The sequence below is a fragment of the Halomonas sp. MCCC 1A11062 genome (assembly GCF_021404355.1).
GTDB lineage: Bacteria > Pseudomonadota > Gammaproteobacteria > Pseudomonadales > Halomonadaceae > Halomonas > Halomonas aerodenitrificans.
The window spans coordinates 34,984-53,136 of record NZ_JABFTW010000022.1 but is presented as its reverse complement, the minus strand read 5'-3'; the positions used below and the strand labels follow the sequence as shown (position 1 = coordinate 53,136).

The 18,153-nt window shown below is 62.4% G+C and carries 16 protein-coding genes; 3 read left to right on the top strand and 13 right to left on the bottom strand.

Going from position 1 to position 18,153, the window contains the following annotated elements; all coding sequences use genetic code 11:
- The first annotated feature begins 11 nt into the window (after window positions 1–11).
- Window positions 12–944 carry a LysR family transcriptional regulator gene (locus HOP58_RS18750; protein ID WP_234261166.1) on the top strand — a complete coding sequence of 311 codons (933 nt, stop codon included), beginning with the start codon at window positions 12–14 and terminating at the stop codon, window positions 942–944.
- Window positions 945–1,058: 114 nt separating this feature from the next.
- On the opposite strand, the gene HOP58_RS18745 is transcribed toward HOP58_RS18750, so the two are convergent.
- The 8 genes from HOP58_RS18745 to HOP58_RS18710 form a co-directional block, all read right to left on the bottom strand.
- Window positions 1,059–2,789, bottom strand: a complete 1,731-nt coding sequence (locus HOP58_RS18745) for a hypothetical protein (protein WP_234261165.1) — start codon at window positions 2,787–2,789, stop codon at window positions 1,059–1,061.
- Complete coding sequence (locus HOP58_RS18740) at window positions 2,786–4,525, bottom strand: hypothetical protein (protein WP_234261164.1); 1,740 nt, start codon at window positions 4,523–4,525, stop codon at window positions 2,786–2,788. Before HOP58_RS18740 ends, HOP58_RS18745 begins: the two co-directional genes overlap by 4 nt.
- Before the next feature lie 399 nt (window positions 4,526–4,924).
- Window positions 4,925–5,551 (bottom strand): glutathione S-transferase family protein, encoded by a 627-nt coding sequence (locus HOP58_RS18735; protein WP_234261163.1) that lies wholly within the window; start codon window positions 5,549–5,551, stop codon window positions 4,925–4,927.
- Between the two features lie 177 nt (window positions 5,552–5,728).
- Window positions 5,729–5,887, bottom strand: a complete 159-nt coding sequence (locus tag HOP58_RS18730; protein WP_158409647.1) for a hypothetical protein — start codon at window positions 5,885–5,887, stop codon at window positions 5,729–5,731.
- Between the two features lie 191 nt (window positions 5,888–6,078).
- A complete protein-coding gene (gene pcaG, locus HOP58_RS18725) occupies window positions 6,079–6,711 on the bottom strand; it encodes a protocatechuate 3,4-dioxygenase subunit alpha (protein WP_234261162.1) in 633 nt (210 codons plus the stop codon).
- Window positions 6,712–6,742: 31 nt separating this feature from the next.
- Entirely contained in the window at window positions 6,743–7,483 is a 741-nt protein-coding gene (pcaH, locus tag HOP58_RS18720; protein ID WP_103969786.1) for a protocatechuate 3,4-dioxygenase subunit beta, read from the bottom strand.
- A gap of 130 nt (window positions 7,484–7,613) precedes the next feature.
- A complete protein-coding gene (gene pcaQ / locus HOP58_RS18715) occupies window positions 7,614–8,549 on the bottom strand; it encodes a pca operon transcription factor PcaQ (RefSeq protein ID WP_234261161.1) in 936 nt (311 codons plus the stop codon).
- A 9-nt stretch (window positions 8,550–8,558) separates the two neighbouring features.
- A complete protein-coding gene (locus HOP58_RS18710) occupies window positions 8,559–9,752 on the bottom strand; it encodes an MFS transporter (protein WP_234261160.1) in 1,194 nt (397 codons plus the stop codon).
- Window positions 9,753–10,228: 476 nt separating this feature from the next.
- Between HOP58_RS18710 and HOP58_RS18705 the strand changes: the two genes are divergently transcribed.
- Window positions 10,229–11,230 (top strand): Abi family protein, encoded by a 1,002-nt coding sequence (locus HOP58_RS18705; RefSeq protein ID WP_086508610.1) that lies wholly within the window; start codon window positions 10,229–10,231, stop codon window positions 11,228–11,230.
- 87 nt (window positions 11,231–11,317) lie between these two features.
- On the opposite strand, the gene HOP58_RS18700 is transcribed toward HOP58_RS18705, so the two are convergent.
- The 5 genes from HOP58_RS18700 to HOP58_RS18680 all read right to left on the bottom strand — a co-directional run bounded on the left by HOP58_RS18700 (window position 11,318) and on the right by HOP58_RS18680 (window position 17,171).
- Window positions 11,318–12,517 (bottom strand): alpha/beta fold hydrolase, encoded by a 1,200-nt coding sequence (locus HOP58_RS18700; protein WP_234261159.1) that lies wholly within the window; start codon window positions 12,515–12,517, stop codon window positions 11,318–11,320.
- A 77-nt stretch (window positions 12,518–12,594) separates the two neighbouring features.
- Window positions 12,595–13,797: a 3-oxoadipyl-CoA thiolase gene (gene pcaF / locus HOP58_RS18695; RefSeq protein ID WP_234261158.1), complete on the bottom strand. Its 1,203-nt coding sequence runs from the start codon at window positions 13,795–13,797 to the stop codon at window positions 12,595–12,597.
- Window positions 13,798–14,022: 225 nt separating this feature from the next.
- Window positions 14,023–14,790 carry a CoA-transferase subunit beta gene (locus HOP58_RS18690; RefSeq protein WP_346657487.1) on the bottom strand — a complete coding sequence of 256 codons (768 nt, stop codon included), beginning with the start codon at window positions 14,788–14,790 and terminating at the stop codon, window positions 14,023–14,025.
- A gap of 20 nt (window positions 14,791–14,810) precedes the next feature.
- A complete protein-coding gene (locus HOP58_RS18685; protein ID WP_010627497.1) occupies window positions 14,811–15,641 on the bottom strand; it encodes a CoA-transferase in 831 nt (276 codons plus the stop codon).
- A 171-nt stretch (window positions 15,642–15,812) separates the two neighbouring features.
- Window positions 15,813–17,171, bottom strand: a complete 1,359-nt coding sequence (locus HOP58_RS18680; RefSeq protein ID WP_234261156.1) for an adenylosuccinate lyase family protein — start codon at window positions 17,169–17,171, stop codon at window positions 15,813–15,815.
- Between the two features lie 155 nt (window positions 17,172–17,326).
- Here HOP58_RS18680 and HOP58_RS18675 point away from each other — a divergent pair, with 155 nt between their 5' ends.
- Window positions 17,327–18,112, top strand: coding sequence for an IclR family transcriptional regulator C-terminal domain-containing protein (locus HOP58_RS18675; RefSeq protein WP_234261155.1), 786 nt, complete (start codon window positions 17,327–17,329; stop codon window positions 18,110–18,112).
- Window positions 18,113–18,153: the final 41 nt, after the last annotated feature.

Genomic DNA, 18,153 nt, shown 5'->3' with positions numbered 1-18,153 from the left:
GGCGGCGGTAGATGGCTTTTCTGGCAAACACCTTTGCTTTCGGAGCACAAATGGACTTCAACGGCAGGTCAGGTGAAATGGTCGTGTTCGCCACCGTGGCGGAGGAAGGCAGCCTGTCCGCTGCGGCGAGAGCACTAGGGCTGACACCCTCGGCAGTCAGCCGGATCATCGCCCGTACCGAACAACGCCTCGGTACCCGTCTGCTACTGCGCACCACCCGCGCGATCACCTTTACCGTCGAGGGCGAGGCGTATCTGCGTGGGGCCCGGCGCATCCTTGCCGATATGGCCGAGGTCGAAGAGGCGATCGCCGACCAGGGCGTGCCACGGGGTCGCTTGCGTGTTAGTACTGCGCTCGGCCACGGGCGGCTGGCCATTGTGCCGTTGGTGACCGCATTCAGTGAGCGTTACCCGAACATCACTGTCGACCTCACTCTGGGCGACGAAGTAGTCGATATTCTCGGCGGCCAGGCCGACGTGGCCGTGCGCTTTGGCCATCTGCCCGACAGCCCACTGACCGCGCGCCGCATAGGCGATACCGGCCAGGTGGTGGTGGCTTCACCAGACTATCTCCAGCGCCACGGCACGCCGCAGCAACCGGAAGACCTGCTGCAACACAACTGCCTGCGCTTCAACTTCCGACGCGCTGAACCCAACTGGCCGTTCATCCGCGACGAGCAGGCATTCGCCCTCAAGGTATGCGGCAATATCGAATGCAGCAGCGGTGAGGCGCTGGCGCAATTCGCACGGGTGGGCGCTGGCATCGCGCGCATCGGCAAATTCAGCGTGGCCGAGGATTTGCAGCGCGGCGACCTGGTGCCGCTGCTGGAAGCCTTCAATCCCGGTGATAGGGAACCCATTCATGCGGTGTTCGTGGGTGGCTCGGCAATGCCGGCGCGGGTGCGATTGTTCGTGGACTTCCTGCTAGAGAATCACCGCATGTGAACAGGCGATAGCTCCGAGGGTGAGTGATGGCTTTCGGCCAAATGCGGACATTGACGGCCCCCGACGGTGCTGCAGCGCAGCTTTCGCCAAAGGGCAAAAAGGCTTCTTGCTCTACTATGAATGGGGCTCTACCAGAGCCTCATCTGAATTGCTTTGCGGCGGCATCCAAAGTGTTGGCGGGATAGGCAAGCGATAGTGCCTACAGGCCGTCAAGAAAAGTGGAACCAGTCCTCGCTTCATCGCTGTCATTTCAAAAATTGCCCCACACTCTTTGATTGCTAGGTTCAAGGCATCTGCTATCTCCGCATTTCCACGTGCTGGCGACAGGTCAGTCACGCAAATCCCATGGTAGGTATCCCCACGCCAGATTTTTTGGTCTGTCTCCTCATCGGGGAACCACGCCTGATGTGTGCAGTCGGGTATTTTTTGGGAAAGTCGTCTGGAGAATTCTTCAATGAAAACTTGTTCGGCGCAATACTGAAGCCAAGTGAACAGGTAGGGATACAGGACACTGCCAACACAAGCCTCATCACGGTACTCCTGTTCATTACTCGCAGGATGAGCAAGCAGATCGTTGTAGTCGCGAAAACACGTTGGGTAACTGGTATTGGTTAGAAGCGCGAACGATGTGTTCTCAGCCATGGCATGAAACCATGGCATAAATCGCCTGCCTGACGATGTTTGTTGAGCAAGATACATGACCAAGGCTGCCTCGATCATGTGATCGTCCTTGAACGGAGACCCCAAAGTCGGGTTGTTATTGATCAGGGCCACCAACATATCGAGCATCTTCCTTGTCTGCTCGTTCAGACTGTGAGCTAACTCGGGGTTCGCCTCCGAGAGAGCTTTCCCGAACAAGTCCGTCCAGATTGCACGGGTGGCCGCACGGCCAAGCAAGTCGAACATCGCAAGATTGGCATCGACCGCTTCTCGCGACTTCACCGAAACCGTTAGCGCATGAAGCGTCTCGGCATGAGGATACAGAACCTTCTCAAAATAAACCTCGGACATCATCAAATAGAGCCGGACGTACTGGTCCAAAATTTCCGTCAGAGCGACTTGATGTTTGGTAGGCTTCGTCTTGACGGGTTCTTCGCGCATTGCATCCCAGCAGAACAGCAAGCCCAATTCAGATATCCGATAAACGACATCGAGACTCTTTACTTCAACCGCCCAGGCGCAAATGGCGTGGAGGCAAATATACGCCTGTCTTAGCCTCAATAGGCGCTCTTTGTCTTTCATGTCCTCTTGTGGGAGAACGATGGCAACAAAACTTCTGGTATATTCATAACAGGCCTCTGGCTCATTCACCATTGCAAGGGCTTTCTGAAAATGCCTGCGCGCCGCTTCGTCCAGCAACTCCCGAGCCAGCAAAGATTTTTCCATAAATCCAGCTAACCGGTCTCCATTCCACAACTCAAAACCAATTTTCTCGCTTGCATAAGTCGCTGTGAAGCCGGCCCAGTTTCCTTCAACCGTTTCCTTTAATTCACCCCCCATGCACAGGCAAATTTTGATCGGCAAATCTTGATGCTCTTTGGCAATCTTTGAGCGAATGTACACCTGTAGAATTTCTCGAAGTTCAGGGCCTACTGATTGTGGCCCGGCATCCCAGTCATTGCGCCCAACATCTCCTGCCTTGACACAGAGCAAATAGAGGTATTTCTGCTCATCGTCTGGCAACTGACCGACAGCGGATATATCAACTCCATCTTGGCGGGTTCCGATCATTGGGGTTTTCAGAACCTGCAACCCCATCGCGGAAAGCAGGTTGGGCAACAACGCTTTGTCAAGGTCACCTCGTTCCTTGAGGGACGCCAGATATTCTTTGAGTATCAGTTTCATTTTTCTTTTCTCTGCTCGACCCTGCAAACCAAGAGCAAACGATTAAACCCAACCGGGTCAACTACGGATAAACGAGGAAATTCAACGCTATAGGAGTGCTCGCTCAGAGGGGTGATACTTGGGAACTTTTTGCCATCAGCACCCGTGATCATACTGAAGCTCTTGCGACCGTAAAGCATCGTCGCAGTATGAAACATATCGCCAAAGATAGACATTTTGCGCGCTTGCTTTTGAATATCCGTGTTCCTCTGGTGATCTTTGATCGCCGCCGCTCGTCTCGCTTCATTTGAGGGTTCAAGTTCACTAAGGTCCTGCGCCTTTTCCAGCCCCTCAATATATTCTGCGTGGTGCGCTATCAGCTCTTGAGCCGCCTTAGCCACAGTTGGGGAAGCACTAGACGCTTGTTGCTCAAGATACGGTCTAAGCTCACTAGAGTAGCTAAGGAGCAGCGGTTCCCAAAGGAGATTTTCAATCTCAGGGACAGCATTTGGATGCCCATGTTCGACTATACTAAGTAGAATTGACGCTGCCGTGATCTCATGCAGCCAAAGAAAGCCGATACATTTTCGGGCTAGAAAGACTTGATCTACCGCTTCTGGAGGTAAGTCTTGCGGCAGGAGAGATAGCGCTGCTCCCTTATCTCCGCCGCTGACCATTTCGGCCAAGAAACTGCACAAGGAGAAGTCGCCAGAATTAAGCCAGCGCGCGAAAAGGTATGAAGTGTTTGCAGGTTCTTCCCAAACCCATTCGCAAAAGCTATGAAACTGCTTGCTCTTTGCTGGCTGCTCGAAGTGCGGAACCATGGCCTCTATGAACGCGACCACCTCATTGAATGACCAGCGTTCATCTTTCCAGGTTAGTGCGTTATCTATCCAGTGGCTTGCTGTCTCGAAGCTGGAGGATATGCTTTGTGACCTACTCAATACTGCACTGATAGTTTGCTCTGTGAATGCATTCTTGTGATAGAAAAGCATCGCGCACAGGCGCACCAAGTCGTCATCTGTCGGCTGGGCGAGAAGGGACTTTATCGCTTCGTCTTGCCGATATTTTTCCTTGGTCGCATCATTGTCCCAAATACGAATAACGGCCTCAATAGCAGCATTTCGCGCATCATCAGAAGACGGGCTTTGAATTTCCGAAAGGCAAGCATCTATACCAGTTTGTTCGTCCTGTGATGTCATGTTCTTGAGCCTTACTAAGGCGCGAAACCCTATAGATCGGAATTCCGCTCTACTGTCCTCTAAGAAATCTACCAAGTATCCAAAGTCATTGAGACCTTGTAAGGCAAACACACAGGAACGTTGGCAATCCTCTTGGCCGTCTTTTGCGCCTGTAATTATTTTTCTGGTTTGAGAGGGATGTTTTTCGCACCAACGAACGAATGACACAAACGGAGTGTTAGAAGCCCCATCGTTACCTGCTCTCTCGACCAGACACTCAGCAAACTGCTGTACAGCAGGGTAATCATCCACCACGTGCTCAATTGCGTCAGACAACGCGCCGAACACCATCCAAAAGTCGTTGTGCTCAAGCTGTCGTATGGCCGCAAGGTTGGCGTCCGAGAGCAGAGCGATCTCACCCGAGTTGTTCAAATCAGCCAAGAAACCGCCAAGTTCCCGTTTTCTGTCTTTGTATTCAAAGTCGAGAATGGTTGGGATAAGGCGTCCGGCGGCATCGCCATCGATAATCAGCTGAGCTAAATCACTTTTTTCTGTCACGCTGCCGGCCTCGTTCACCAATGCATTCTTTGCACAACCATACCTCGCAGACCAGTCGTTGGAAACTACTGCCTCTCAACAAGGTGCAAGTAATTTCACACAGACTGTCGCGACTTTTTACCTGCAGCGAACGGCAGCTATCCGCCCTCCACGGCGATAAACCGACATATGCCGCACCCTGCATGACGGTCCGCTTTGGGTCGTTAGCTGCCATTAGCCTTCTACTCGGCTGAGAACCTAAGAATCCAGCCCAGAGCAACCGCTACCATTCCAGCTTACAAACGAACACATACAACCAGCCTAGACGCTCAAGCCGACTTGCACTAGCGACCTACGTCAACGCAACGCCAAAATGACGAGAGCCAGCGCAATGGCTGGCTCTCGGTGCTGGCTCGCCCGCTGATCTCACCGGGCCGGCTAACCCTCCATCGCCGCAAACGCTACGGCGATGGTGGGCGGTGCCGTGGGTCTGGCGTACATCGCCTTCAGGTACTCCCTCAGCCGCGGGGCGGCGTCGAGCAAGTTCTCTTCGTTGGCCCAGTCCAAGGTGTAGGCGGCGTTGAAGTCGGCGACGCTGAGCCGGTTGCCGACGAGATACTCGCGCTCCTGCATATGCCGCTCCAGCACCGCCAGCATCTCCCTGCACTCCTGCCTGGCCAGGTCGACGTCCTGAGGTATGCGCATCTCGTCCGGGTAGAGGAAGGTGTGGCGGGCAATGCGCCACAGCGGTGGCTCGATCTCGGTCATCAGGAAGAAGATCCAACGGTACATCTGGGCGCGTTCTTCCACAGCGCTGGGGATGAAACCCGCCTGTGGATCTTTCTCGGCCAGGTAGAGCTGTATCGCGGCCGATTCGGTGATGATCTGGTTGCCGTCGACCAGCACGGGGACCTTGGCGGCGGGGTTGAGCCCGAGAAAGTCTGGCTGGAGGTGCTCTCCTTGCATGAGATCAACCGGGACCTGTTCATACTCCAGGCCCAGCTCGTTGAGCAACCAGATCACGCGCAGGGTACGGGTCGGTGGCGTTCCATAGAGTTTCATCATGTTCCGGCTCCATCGATTGGCAGGCATCTGCCGTTTCGCCTGTTTCCGGAACTCATCGAACGGAGGCGCCCGCTATCGACACTCCATAACGAGAAGAGCCAGCGCAAGGCGCTGGCTCTTCTCTATGTGTCTATGTGTCTCGCTTCCGGCCGACTGGGCCAGGCACGGCCTCGGCCGTTAGAGGTAGTAGTTGTTGCGCAGACGGGGCGCATGCTGGCGGTAGGCCGCTTCGCTCATCCGCTCGAGCAGACGGTACGCGGCAGAGCCGATGCGCTTGATCAGGGGAGCGCTGGTTTGGGTGGCGACTGCGGTGTGGGAAAGCGTCTGGGTGGTCATGGCTGAGTATCTCGGTTACTTCATGAGGATGCTAACAGAATACCCGAAATTTAGACTTTGGTCTAACTCATTCGCCTTTAGTCGCATGACCTGCGTCATGCCAATAGCCAAAAAAACCGAGAGCCGGCACGTATGCCGGCTCTCGGTGTCTTGCAGCCCCCTTCGGCCAGATTCTCTGCGGTAGTGGCGGATCAAAAATCGAAGAATACGGTCTCGCCTTCGCCCTGCAGCCTGATGTCGAGGCGGTAGCGCACCTTGCCGTCGGCCTCTTCGCGCTTGGCGATGAGGGTCTGGCGGCGGGTCGGCGATTCGATGCGCGAGAGCACCGGGCAGGCGGCGTTGGCCTCGGCTTCGTCCTCGAAGTAGAGGCGGGTCTGCAACTGGATGTTGATGCCGCGGGCGAAGATCGCCAGGTTGATGTGCGGCGCCATGAGCTGGCCATTGGGGTGGGCCACCGGGCCGGGCTTGATGGTCTTGAGCGACCATTCGCTGCCGTAGTCGAAGGTGGTGGCGGTACGCCCGAAGCTGTTGAACGGCTTCTTGAGATCGAACTCGGGCTGGTAGACGCCATTGGCGTCGGCCTGCCAGGCCTCGAGGAAGGCGTCGCGCACCAGGTCGCCGTTGCCATCGATCACGGTGCCGACGACTTCGATCAGCTCGCCCTCGGCGCCGGGCTTGGCCATCTCGTTCCAGATCTCTTCGTCGCGGGTCGGGTTGCCCGCGGCGGCCAGGGCCAGGCCGATGTGCACGTAGGGCCCGGCAGTCTGGGAGGCGGTCTCGCGCAGCATCAGTTCGCTGGTGGGAACGCTGTTTGGCTGTTTCATGTGATTTCCCCTCACTGATTCTCGAACCCGCTTACTGATTTTCGAAATAGGTCTGCAGCTCGCCGCGTACCACCAGGTCGAAGCGGTAGGCCAGGCAGTCCATGGGCTTGCTGCGTGCCATGTCGAGGCGTCCGATCATGGTCTCGACCGCGGCCGGGTCCTTGATGGTGTGGACGATGGGGCACAGCGGAATCAGCGGATCGCCCTCGAAGTACATCTGGGTGATCAGGCGGGTAGAGATCGAGGGGCCCATCACCGAGACGTGGATGTGCGAGGGGCGCCAGCTGTTAGGGTCGTTGGGCCAGGGGTACGGGCCGGGCTTGATGGTGCGGAAGCGGTACCAGCCCTGCTCGTCGGTGAGGGTACGGCCCACGCCGCCGAAGCCGGGATCGAGCGGAGCGAGGTAGCGGTCGTTCTTGTGGCGGTAGCGCCCGCCGGCGTTAGCCTGCCACATCTCGACCAGGGTGTGCGGCACCGGCTTGCCGAACTGGTCGATCACGCGGCCGAACATGATGATGCGCTCGCCCACCGGCAGGCCGGCCGCACCCGAAAGCGACGGGTCTTCGCGGAAGTTGAGCAGCAGGTCGTTGTCGTGGGGGCCCATGCGCAGGTGGCGGAAGTCCGGGCCGGTGAGTTCGGAAGCGGTGGCTTGCTGCATGCTGGCCAGGGCCTGCTGCGGCGAGCGGGGCACGCTGGTCTTGTAGCCGGGGGCGTAGGCCGGGGGGTGCCAGTTACGGTCGCGCTCCACGAAGCGCTTGTTGTGATCTTGCATGGCGTGTCGTCTCTTGGGGAGAGTGGTCTTGTCTCGCCCAGTGTGGCCTCTCGCCAAAGGCCCGCCAATTGACGACTCGGGCACCCCTCATAACCGCTGGGTTATGCTGCACCGCCGTTATGGCGCTGTTTCAGTTGCTACCAGAGCCGCGCTCGGCGCTCACTTCGCGCAGTACTTCGCAGAAGGCCTCCAGCGCCAGCGAGGGCTGCATGCTGGCGTTGTAGCACAGCCCGACGGAGCCGCCGCGGGGTTCCAGCTCGATGCCGAGGCGACACAGCCGCCCCGCCGCCAGGTCTTCGGCCACGGCCTCTTCGGGCACGACCCAAATGGCGTCGCTCTCTAGGGTGTAGGCACGGCTGATGGGCAGCGAGAGCGTCTCCAGCCGCTGGCTCATCAGCGTCAGCGAGTGGCGCACGCAGAAGCTGTCGACCTGCTGGCGCAGGGTGGTCTGCAGGGGCGGCAGCACCCAGGGGAATTCGCCCAGCCGGGCGGCTTCGAGCGGCGCGATGCCGGCCAGTGGGTGGCCGCGGCGCACGCACAGCAGCAGCGGCTCGTAGTAGAGGTGCTCGAAGGCCAGGTCGCGGATCTCGCGGGCCTCGGTCATGCGCCCCACTACCAGATCGAGCTCGCCACGGCGCAGGCGCGAGAGCAGGAAGGCACTGGCGCCGACTACCACATTGACGCCCACCGCGTTCTGCCCGCCGGGCGCGGCGTGCCAGCGGCGGATGGCCTCTGGCAGCAGCCGGCTCTCCACCGTGGAGAGCGCCCCCACGCGCAGGTCGTGAGCGCCCAGGTGCACGTCGCCCACTGCCGCCACGCCCTCTTCCAGCGCACGCATGGCCGGCCCGGCATGGCGCAGCAGGGTCAGGCCCGCCTGGGTCAGCGCCACGCCCTGGGGCGTGCGTTCGAACAGTGAAGCACCGAGGCTCTCTTCCAGCTCGCGAATGGTCTTGGAGATGCCCGGCTGGGTGATCGCCAGCCGCTCGGCGGCCCGGGCGAAGCTGCGCTGGCGGGCCACCTCGAGGAAGGCCTGCAGATGGCGCAGCTTGATACGGGCATTGAGCATGGGGTTTTCCTACTGGCGTGAGGCGAGCAGCCGCGGAGTGACAGCCATGGCGACCAGGCTGATCAGCAGGGTCGGCAGGAAGGCCAACGCCACGGTTCCCGAGAGATCGTTGAGCCAGCCGCCAACCACGGTGATACCGAATACCAGAAGGTACCCGAAGAACAGCATGCCGGCCATTAGCCGCGGCAGCGCCTCGAGGCGAACCAGCCAGGCCGGCAGCGCCAGCACGAAGATGAACAGCGCACTGGTGAAGAAGCCGAACACGCCCGCCGCCCACACCACGTGGCCGCCCGGCAGCCACAGCATCAGCGGCAGGGCCAGCAGCGCCAGGGCGGTGATGCCGATCAGCGGCCGGGGCCGCCCCATCAGCCCGTCGGCGTAGAGGATCAGCAGCGCCGAGGAGAGCATCTGGGCGCCATTGAGCGCCGTGAGGCTGGGCGCCAGCAGGTCGAGGCGCGCACTCGCCTCGAGCAGCGGCGGCAGGAAGACGTTACCGGTGAAGTAGAGCGCTGCCGCTGCGCCGAGCAGGGCCACCAGGCGCCACGTGCGGCCGTCGCGCACGTTGGGCAGGGTCAGGCTGGCGCTACGGGAGCCGTTTGCCATGGCCGGAAGCTGCCGGCAGCCGACGATCAATACCAGCATCAGCAGCGGCACCGGCGCCACCCACAGGGCGAACGCCCACTGCCAGTGGGCACCGAGCCAGGCCGCGGCCAGGGGGCCGGTGGCGCCCGCCGCCAGCAGCTCGCCCACCAGCAGGCCGTTGGTGTAAACCGCCGAGGCGCGGCCGATGCGACCGGGCGCCCACAGCTTGGCGAGTACCGGCATCGCCGTTTGCATGAAGGCGATACCCACCCCCATCAGCACGGTGGCCAGCATGAAGGCGGTAAAGCCCTCGGGCAGGCTGCGCAGCGCACTGCCCAGCGCCATGACGGCGAGCCCCAGCAGCATGCTGGGCAGCGTACCGACCCGCGCCAGCAGCCAGCCGGCCAGCAGGGCGCCGAAGGCCAGGGTGACCAGCGGCAGGCTGGTGGCGATCGCCACCTCGCTGCTGGTAAAGCCCAGTACCGCCTTGAGCTGGGGAATCAGCGGCGGCACCACCAGCACCGTAAGGCGCAGGTAGAGCCCCAGGCACCACAGCAGGCCGTAGGCCAGCAGGGCCTGACGCAGCTCGCTCGGCGGCGGTGTGGTGGTGTCCTGAGTCATGCCCTGCTCTCCTGATCCCTTCTGCTACGCCCATAAAGCCGAAACCGGCCAAAGGCCGGTTCGGTTCATGCCATGGGGCACAGCTTATTAGCACTCTAATAAAAATCCTAGAAAAGCTAACTCAAAGGGCTACTGACAAATAGCCTGATAACCCTTCGTTACGATAAGCTTTTGCTAAAGCGCTATAACAGCAAGCAACATTACTTCACGGGGCACACCATCATCACTGGTGACCCCGTGCCTGTCACAAGGAGCGTGAAGATGGGCGCCACGACGCTCGCGACGATTAGCCGCCGCTTGGCAAGATACCTAGCGATTGCAGTCGTAGGAACCTTGCATCCCGATATCGGTACGCCTAGAATTGGCCTCAATACACCCGCCAAGCCTATGTGGACTCCGGTCCTCACGCTCAAATTGCGCGGGTTTTTTATTGCGCTTATGCAAGGCTCCAGTCACCTCGTTCCGGAGGTGGCACGATGATCCGCTTCGCCAAGCCCGCTCTGACGGCAAGAGAGCAGCTCGACCTGCTGATCGAGCGTGGCTTGCTCATCAATGACCGTGAACGCGCTCTTCGGCTGCTTGAAGTCACGACTTCATTCAGGCTCAGCCCTTATATGCGGCCCTTCCAGTATCCCGATGACCCGGAGCACCGGTTCAAACCGAACGCTCGGTTATCGGACATCATGCAGGTCTACCGTTTCGACAGCGACCTTCGTCAGCTAGTGATGGTCGCCATCGAAAAGGTCGAGATCGCCGTACGGACGGGCATCAGCAACCATATGGCCTGCACATACGGTACGCATTGGTACTTGACGCCCGCGTGCTTCAAGGCCCACTTCGATCATGCACGGTTGCTCACTGAGCTGAACGACAAGCTCGCCAAGGAAACCCGTCAGTATCACAAAGAGATAGAACGCATCGAGAGGGCGAAGGTACCCGAGGAAATCAAACGGGCACGACAAGAGAGCCGCAAGCGCGACAATTACCCACGCTATTACGCGCTCACCTACGACCAGCCTGCGCACTTGCCTTCTTGGGCAATGGTGGAAGAGCTGAGCCTCGGCACACTATCCCATCTATTCGATGGGCTTGACGAGTATCGTGATCGAAAGGCCATCGCACGGCGTTTCGCCCTCCCACACCATGTGCTCGCAAGCTGGCTGCATACCCTGACCTTCATCCGGAATGTCTGTGCGCATCATTTCCGGCTATGGAACCGCGAGCTCTCCATTCCGCCCAGTTGGCCGAAACACCTCGCCTTTCCGGCTCCTCAGGCGGGAAGGGGCGTCCCTCGCCGCCTCTTCACCGTCCTGATGATGCTGACGCACCTCACCACCCAGATCAGCCCGGACACCCGCTGGCCCGGTCGCCTCCAGGCCCTGCTGGCGGAATACCCCGACATTCCCCGCAAGCCCATGGGCTTCCCGGACGACTGGCAGGAAAGGTTGGAAGCCCTCAAGGCAGCAAAGACCCCCTGAACTGATAATCGAACTCCCAGCCAGTGAGACAGATAGCCTTGAGAAACGGACAAGAGGCCGTGTACGACTTCCTGCCTCTGCCCCAAGTCAGCCCAGCTCCTCGCCCCAGCCCAGCTCCTTGGCCAACGCAAACGCATGGTTCGCCGCCGGCACCCCGGCGTAGATCGCCACGTGCATCAGTACCTGGCGCAGTTCCGCTTCGGAGAGGCCGATGCGCTTGCCGGTCTTGAGGTGCAGCGTGAGCTCCTCGCGGCCCAGGGCGGCGAGGATGCCGGTGGTGATCAGGCTGCGCTCGCGGCGGGTGAGGTCGTCGTTGCTCCACAGCTCGCCCCAGGCCAGCCGGGTGATCATCTGCTGGAAGGGGGCGTCGAGGCTGTTGGCATTCCGGCTGGCGCGGGCAACGTGCTCCTCGCCGAGCACCTGCTTGCGGGTCTCGAGACCCTCGGCATAGCTCACGCCATGCTCGCCGACGTCCTCACGCTCGCTGGCCATCCACAGCAGTAGCCGCTTGGCCATGGCGGCGGGCGCCTCCACCGAGGGCACGTGGGCAATGCCTTCGAGGATCTCCAGCGGCGCCCCGCCACACTCGGCGGCCAGGGCCTGCAAGGTCTCCGGCGGGGTGGCCACGTCGGCGCTACCGCCTAGCAGGTGCACGCCGATGCCCGGATGCTCGGCGAGCGGGCCTTTCAGCTTGCCGCGGAAGTCGGTGCGGCCGAGCATCTCGCACAGGCGGGCGTAGGATTCGTCGTCGCCGCGGCCCATCTGGGTGCACCAGCCGGCCTTGAGGGCCGGTTCGGCCTCGAAGCAGGCCGGCGCGAACCAGCGCGGCACGATCTCCTCGGCCATGGCCGCCAGGCCTTCCTGACGAATGCGCTCGGCACGGGTGCTCCAGAGTTCGGCATTGCCGATCACCGCGCCGGTGTTGGTCAGGGTGACGGAGTAGAGCCGCTCGGCGTGTTCAGCGATCAGTTGCTGACCGACCACGCCGCCGATGGAAGTGCCGACGAAGTGGAAGCGCGAGGCACCGGCATGGTCGGCCAAGGCTAACGCCTCGGTGGCCAGGTCGGCCGGAGTGATCTCGCCGCCCTCGGCCGGCCAGGCCTGGCTGGCACCGTGGCCGGGCAGGTCCCAGGTCAGCACGCGATAGCGCGGCAGCAGCGTCGGCAGCAGCTCGTCCCACACCGCCTGGCTCATGCCGAGCGGATGCGCCAGCACCACCAGCGGCAGCGCCTCGGGGCCGAGCAGGCGATAGGCGACGCTGCGGCCGTCGACGTTCAGAAATGCCATGTTCCTTCTCCCTGCAGTGCAACGGGAAAAGCCGGCAGTTCATCACCACCGGCCCCGGTTCATACTTTCAGTCTCGCTTAAGCGCGCTCGATCAGGGTAGCGATACCCTGCCCCACGCCGACGCACATGGTGCACAGCGCATAGCGCTTGCCGGTGCGCTGCAGCTCGTGAGCGGCAGTGAGCAGCAGGCGCGCGCCGGACATGCCCAGCGGGTGGCCGAGTGCGATGGCACCGCCGTTGGGGTTGACCCGCGGGTCGTCGTCGGCGAGCCCCAGGTCCCGCGTGCAGGCCAGGGCCTGAGCGGCGAAGGCCTCGTTGAACTCGAAGATATCGATCTCGTCCATGGTCACGCCGGTGCGCTCGAGCAGCTTGCGTACCGCCGGCACCGGGCCGTAGCCCATGATGCGCGGCTCGACGCCGGCCGTGGCCATGCCGATGATGCGGGCCATGGGCTTGAGGCCATGTTGCTCCACCGCGGCCTGGCTTGCCACCAGCATGGCGGCGGCGCCGTCGTTGACGCCGGAGGCGTTGCCGGCGGTGATGCTGCCGCCCTCGCGGAACGGCGTCGGCAACCCGGCCAGCTTCTCCAGGGTGCTCTCACGCGGGTGCTCGTCGGTGTCGAATACCAGCGGCTCCTGCTTACGCCGCGGAATCTCGATGGGCGTGATCTCGATGGCGAAGCGGCCCGCCTTCTGCGCGGCGGCGGCCTTCTGCTGGGAGCGCAGGGCGAAGGCGTCCTGATCCTCGCGGGAAATATTGAACTGCTCGGCCACGTTCTCGGCGGTCTCCGGCATGGAGTCGATGCCGTAGGCCTTCTTCATCAGCGGGTTGACGAAGCGCCAGCCGATGGTGGTGTCCTCGATCTTCTGACCGCGGGAGAAGGCACTGTCGGCCTTGCCCAGCACGTAGGGCGCGCGGGACATGGATTCCACGCCGCCGGCCAGGGCCAGCTCCATCTCGCCGGCCTTGATGGCGCGGAAGGCGGTGCCCACCGCGTCCATGCCGGAGCCGCACAGGCGGTTCATGGTGGTGCCGGGTACCGAGGTGGGCAGCCCCGCCAGCAGGGCGGACATGCGCGCCACGTTGCGGTTGTCCTCACCGGCCTGGTTGGCGCAGCCCATGAAGACCTCTTCGATGGCGGCCGGGTCGAGATCCGGCGCCTCGGCCAGCACCGCCTTGAAGATGGTGGCGGCGAAGTCGTCGGGGCGTACGCTGGCCAGGGTGCCGCCGAAGCGGCCGATGGCGCTGCGCCGCGGATGGCAAAGGAATACGTTGGTCATACATTATCTCCTTAATTCGATGCCAGAACGCGTCGAGCGATGGCCAGACAAGGCGAGAGACAGCGACAAATCGGCAAGGATTGCTGATTTGGGCAGCTCCGCTGCTCGAAGAGCGAGCGACATGGATGTCGCGAGTCCAAAAGCGGAGTTTACGAATGGGTAAATGAGCATTTTGAGCTGTCTCTCAACGCCGTATGGCCAAGCGCAGGCCGTTCTGGCGCGAATTTATTGGCCGCTATGAGCCCGGGCGGTACGGTCTTTGAGTTCGCGCAGGACGTCGAGCTCGCGGGCCGAAGGCTCCGGGGTGCTCTCCAGCGTCTCGGCGAAGCGGATCTCCCAGCCGGTGGCTTCGATCACGTCCTCGCGGCTCACGCCCGGGTGCAGCGAGACGACTACCAGCTCCTTGGTCTCGGGGTCGGGCTTCATCACGCACAGGTCGGTGATGACCCGGGTCGGCCCCTTGCCGATATTGGGCACGCCGTCGCGGCCCTTGCCGTCGCGACCGAAGCCCAGGGTGGTGACGAAGTCGACCCGCTCGACGAAGGCACGCTTGGAGTGCTTCAGGGTAATGAACACCTCGCCGGCATTCGTCGCGATCTCCGGCGCACCGCCGCCGCCCGGCAGGCGTACCTTGGGCTCGCGGTAGTCGCCGATCAGGGTGGTGTTGAGGTTGCAGTAGCGGTCGATCTGGGCGGTACCGAGGAAGCCCACGTCGATCTTGCCGCCCTGCAGCCAGTAGCGAAACATCTCCGGTACCGAAACGGTGGTGAGCGCCGTCTCGGCCAGCTCGCCGTCGCCGATGGAGAGCGGCAGCACGTCGGGCTTGGTCTGCAGGGTGCCGGATTCGTAGATCAGCACCACGTCGGGGGCGTGAGTCAGGCGCGCCAGGTTGGCCGCCTCGGAGGGCAGGCCGATGCCGACGAAGCAGGTCATGCCGTTCTCCAGCGCGCGAGCCGCGGTGACGGTCATCATCTCTGACGAGGTGTAGGCCAGGCCCTTATCGACGGTACTCATCAGGCGTTCCCCCCTGCATTCATGACGTTCTCTTCGATCCACCGGGTGAAGGTGTCGCGGTCGCGGGCGATGCCGTCCCACTCCTTGTAGAAGGCGTTGTTGCGCGGGTAGTAGCCGTGGGCATAGGAGGGCAGCGAGCCCTTCTCGGCCACGGCGATGGCGCTGATGGCCCAGCCCGGAATGATGCAGGCGTTGGGGTGATAGTCGGCCTCGGTGCGCAGGTCGTCGACGATCTCCTCCACGGTAACGATGCTCTGCTTCGCCGCCAGCACCGCTTCTTTCTGCACGCCGACGATGCCTTCCACCAGCACGTTGCCGGCGCGGTCGGCCTTCTGCGCGTGCACGATGGAGACGTCAGGGCGCACCGCCGGCACTGCGGCCAGACGCTCGCCGGTGAAGGGGCATTCGATGAACTTGATCTGGTCGTTGACGCTGGGCAGCTCGCTGCCCACGTAGCCGCGCAGCACGGCCAGCGGCAGCCCGGCGGCCCCCGCTTCGAAGGCACAGGCCATGGCGGCGTGGCTGTGTTCGAGGATCTCGACCTTGTGCGGCCAGCCTTTCTCCACCGCATCGCGCAGGCGGTGCAGCGAGCCCACGCCGGGGTTGCCGCCCCAGGAGAAGATCACTTTCTTGGCGCAGCCGGCGCCGATCATCTGGTCGTAGACCAGATCCGGCGTCATGCGGATCAGGGTCAGGTCACGCTTCTTCTGGCGGATGATTTCGTGACCGGCAGCGAAAGGAATCAGGTGGGTGAAGCCCTCCATGGCCACGGTGGCGCCGTCTTCGACGTAGCGTGCCACCGCGTCACGGAGGCTCAGGAATTCGGCCATGGTGTTCTCCTGGGCGCTCTCGTTAAAAGTTCGAATAGCGAACTTTGTTTTGTGATACGAACAAATTACTCCCAAGTCTCGCGGTCGTCAAACTCGCCAGGAATGAAAAAAACGAGGGGAGGCCAGGCCTCCCCTCGTCGGGTGCAATGAAACCGATGGGTTTTCAGGTCGTTATTCGCGCTGGAGCCAGGCAGCGGCACGGCGCACCTGAGCGCGACTGCTACCAAGGTATAAGGCGGGATCGGTGGCCTGATGCAGCGCTTGCGCCTCCACCTGCCCCTGCAGCTCAGGATGAGCCAGCAGCGCATCGGCATAGGCCACGCCCTGCAGGCGGGCCGATTCAGCGGCCTCGGCGCTGATGCGCTTGGCCGCCTCCTGACCCAGTGTGGGCGCCAGCAGGCGCGACACCGGCTCGGCCATGATGCCGCCACCGGTCGCCGCCAGGTTGCGGCGCATGGCCTCGGGGTGCACCTCGAGCCCCTCGAGCAGTACGGCGGCCTGCTCCAGCGCCCCCTCCACCAGCAGCGCGCTATCGAGCAGTGGTGTCCACTCGGAGTGCCACTCGCCCAGGCCGCGTTCCAGCGGTTGGGCCTGGGCATTGAGGATCACCGAGACATGGCCGTGAACCTGCCGCGCCGCGCCGCGGATCAGTGCACAGCGCACCGGGTTGCGCTTGTGCGGCATGGAAGAGGACTCGCCCATGCCCTCGCCGCCAGGCTCGCTCACTTCCCCCACTTCGGTCTGGGTCAGCAGCGCGACGTCGAGCGCCAGCTTCTCGGTGGCGCCGGCCACGGCGTCCAGCGCGGTAGCCAGCGCATGGATCGGCTGGCGGTCGGTATGCCAGGGGAGCACCGGTGCGCTTAGCCCAAGGCGCTGCGCCAGGGCATCCATCAGCTCCAGGCCCAGCCCATCCGAATCGGTTCCATTTGATCCAGGCCCGTCCAAACCAGAATGAACGGCCACCGCCCCGCCGAACTGCACCGGCAGCTCGAGGGTGGCAAGACGACGGCGCGCCTGCTCCAGGCCGATGCCCCAGTGCGCCACCTTGACGCCGAAGGTAAGCGGCAGCGCCTGCTGCATCAGGGTGCGCCCCACCATCACCGTGGTTTCGTGAGCCTGCATCGACGTCAGCGCAGCGCTGCGGCAGCGTCGCAGCAGCGCGTCCAACGCCGCCAGACGCGGCTTGAGCAGCAGCATCAGCGCCGAGTCGACCACGTCCTGGCTGGTGGCGCCCAGGTGGAAATGGCGCCGCAGCTCGGCCGGCAGCGCCGCGCGCGCCTGCTTGACGAAGGGGATCGCCGCGTTGCCGCCGCTGGCCACGCCGGCGCCAATGGCCGAGGTATCGAAGGCGTGCCCTTCGAGTGCCTGACGCATCTGCGCCGCCGTGCCTTCGGGCAGAAGGTCACGCGCCTCCTGCACCTCTGCCAGGGCCAGCTCGAAGGCCAGCATGCCGGCCACCATGGCCTCGGCATTGCACTCGCTCAGCGCAACTTGGCTCATGAAGGGATGCTGTAGCAGGGCGTCGGACATATCATGTCTCCGGTAACATGTCTCCGGTAGTCAGGGCCCGGACTCACGGCTTGGCCTTGGCTATCGCTCAATCTATAGTCGAACAAGCGTTCGCGATTCGAACACTATGCTAGATTGGGTGCCACCCGGGAGCAACTCACGATAACGGAACGACAATGACGACAGAGGAAGAGGTTCTCAGCCCAGACGACCGCGACTTCGTGACCGCCCTGGCCAGCGGACTCGAGGTAGTTCTGGCCTTCGACGAGGCGCACCCGCGCATGACCCTGAGCGAAGTGGCAGCGCGAACCGACATGAACCGCGCCCGCGCCCGACGCTTCCTGCTCACCCTGCACGCGCTGGGCTACGTGAGGAAGCAAGGCCGCTACTTCGAGCTGGCCCCGCGGGTGCTGCAGCTCGGCTACGCCTTTCTCTCCGCCAACAACTATCGTAGCGTGATCCAGCAGGTGCTGGAGGACATCACCGCGGAGAGCGGTGAATCCTCGTCCCTGGGCGTGCTCGACGGCGACGCCGTTACCTACGTGGCACGCTCCTCGGCCCCCCATCGGCTGATGGCCATCACCCTCTCGGTGGGTACCCGACTGCCCGCGGCTCACACCTCCATGGGCCGGGCGCTGCTGGCTCAGCTGCCCGACGCCGAGCTGGATGCCTTCCTGGAGCGGGTCACGCTGGAGCGCTACACCGACAAGACCGTGACCGACAAGGCGCTGCTGAAGAAGTGCATTCTCAAGGTGCGCCAGCAGGGCTACGCCATTGCCGACCAGGAGCTCGACTCCGGGCTGCGCTCGCTGGCGGTGCCGGCCTTCGATTCCAACGGCAAGCTGCTCGGCGCCATCAACATCAGCACCAACGCCGCCCGGGTCGATCTCGACACCCTGATGAAGGAGTACTTGCCGCTGCTGCAGAGGAAGGCGCGGGAGATTAGGGAAACCGTCAGTTGAGTGTGGCAAGACGAAGCGCCGTCTAACCCACCCCATGCCAG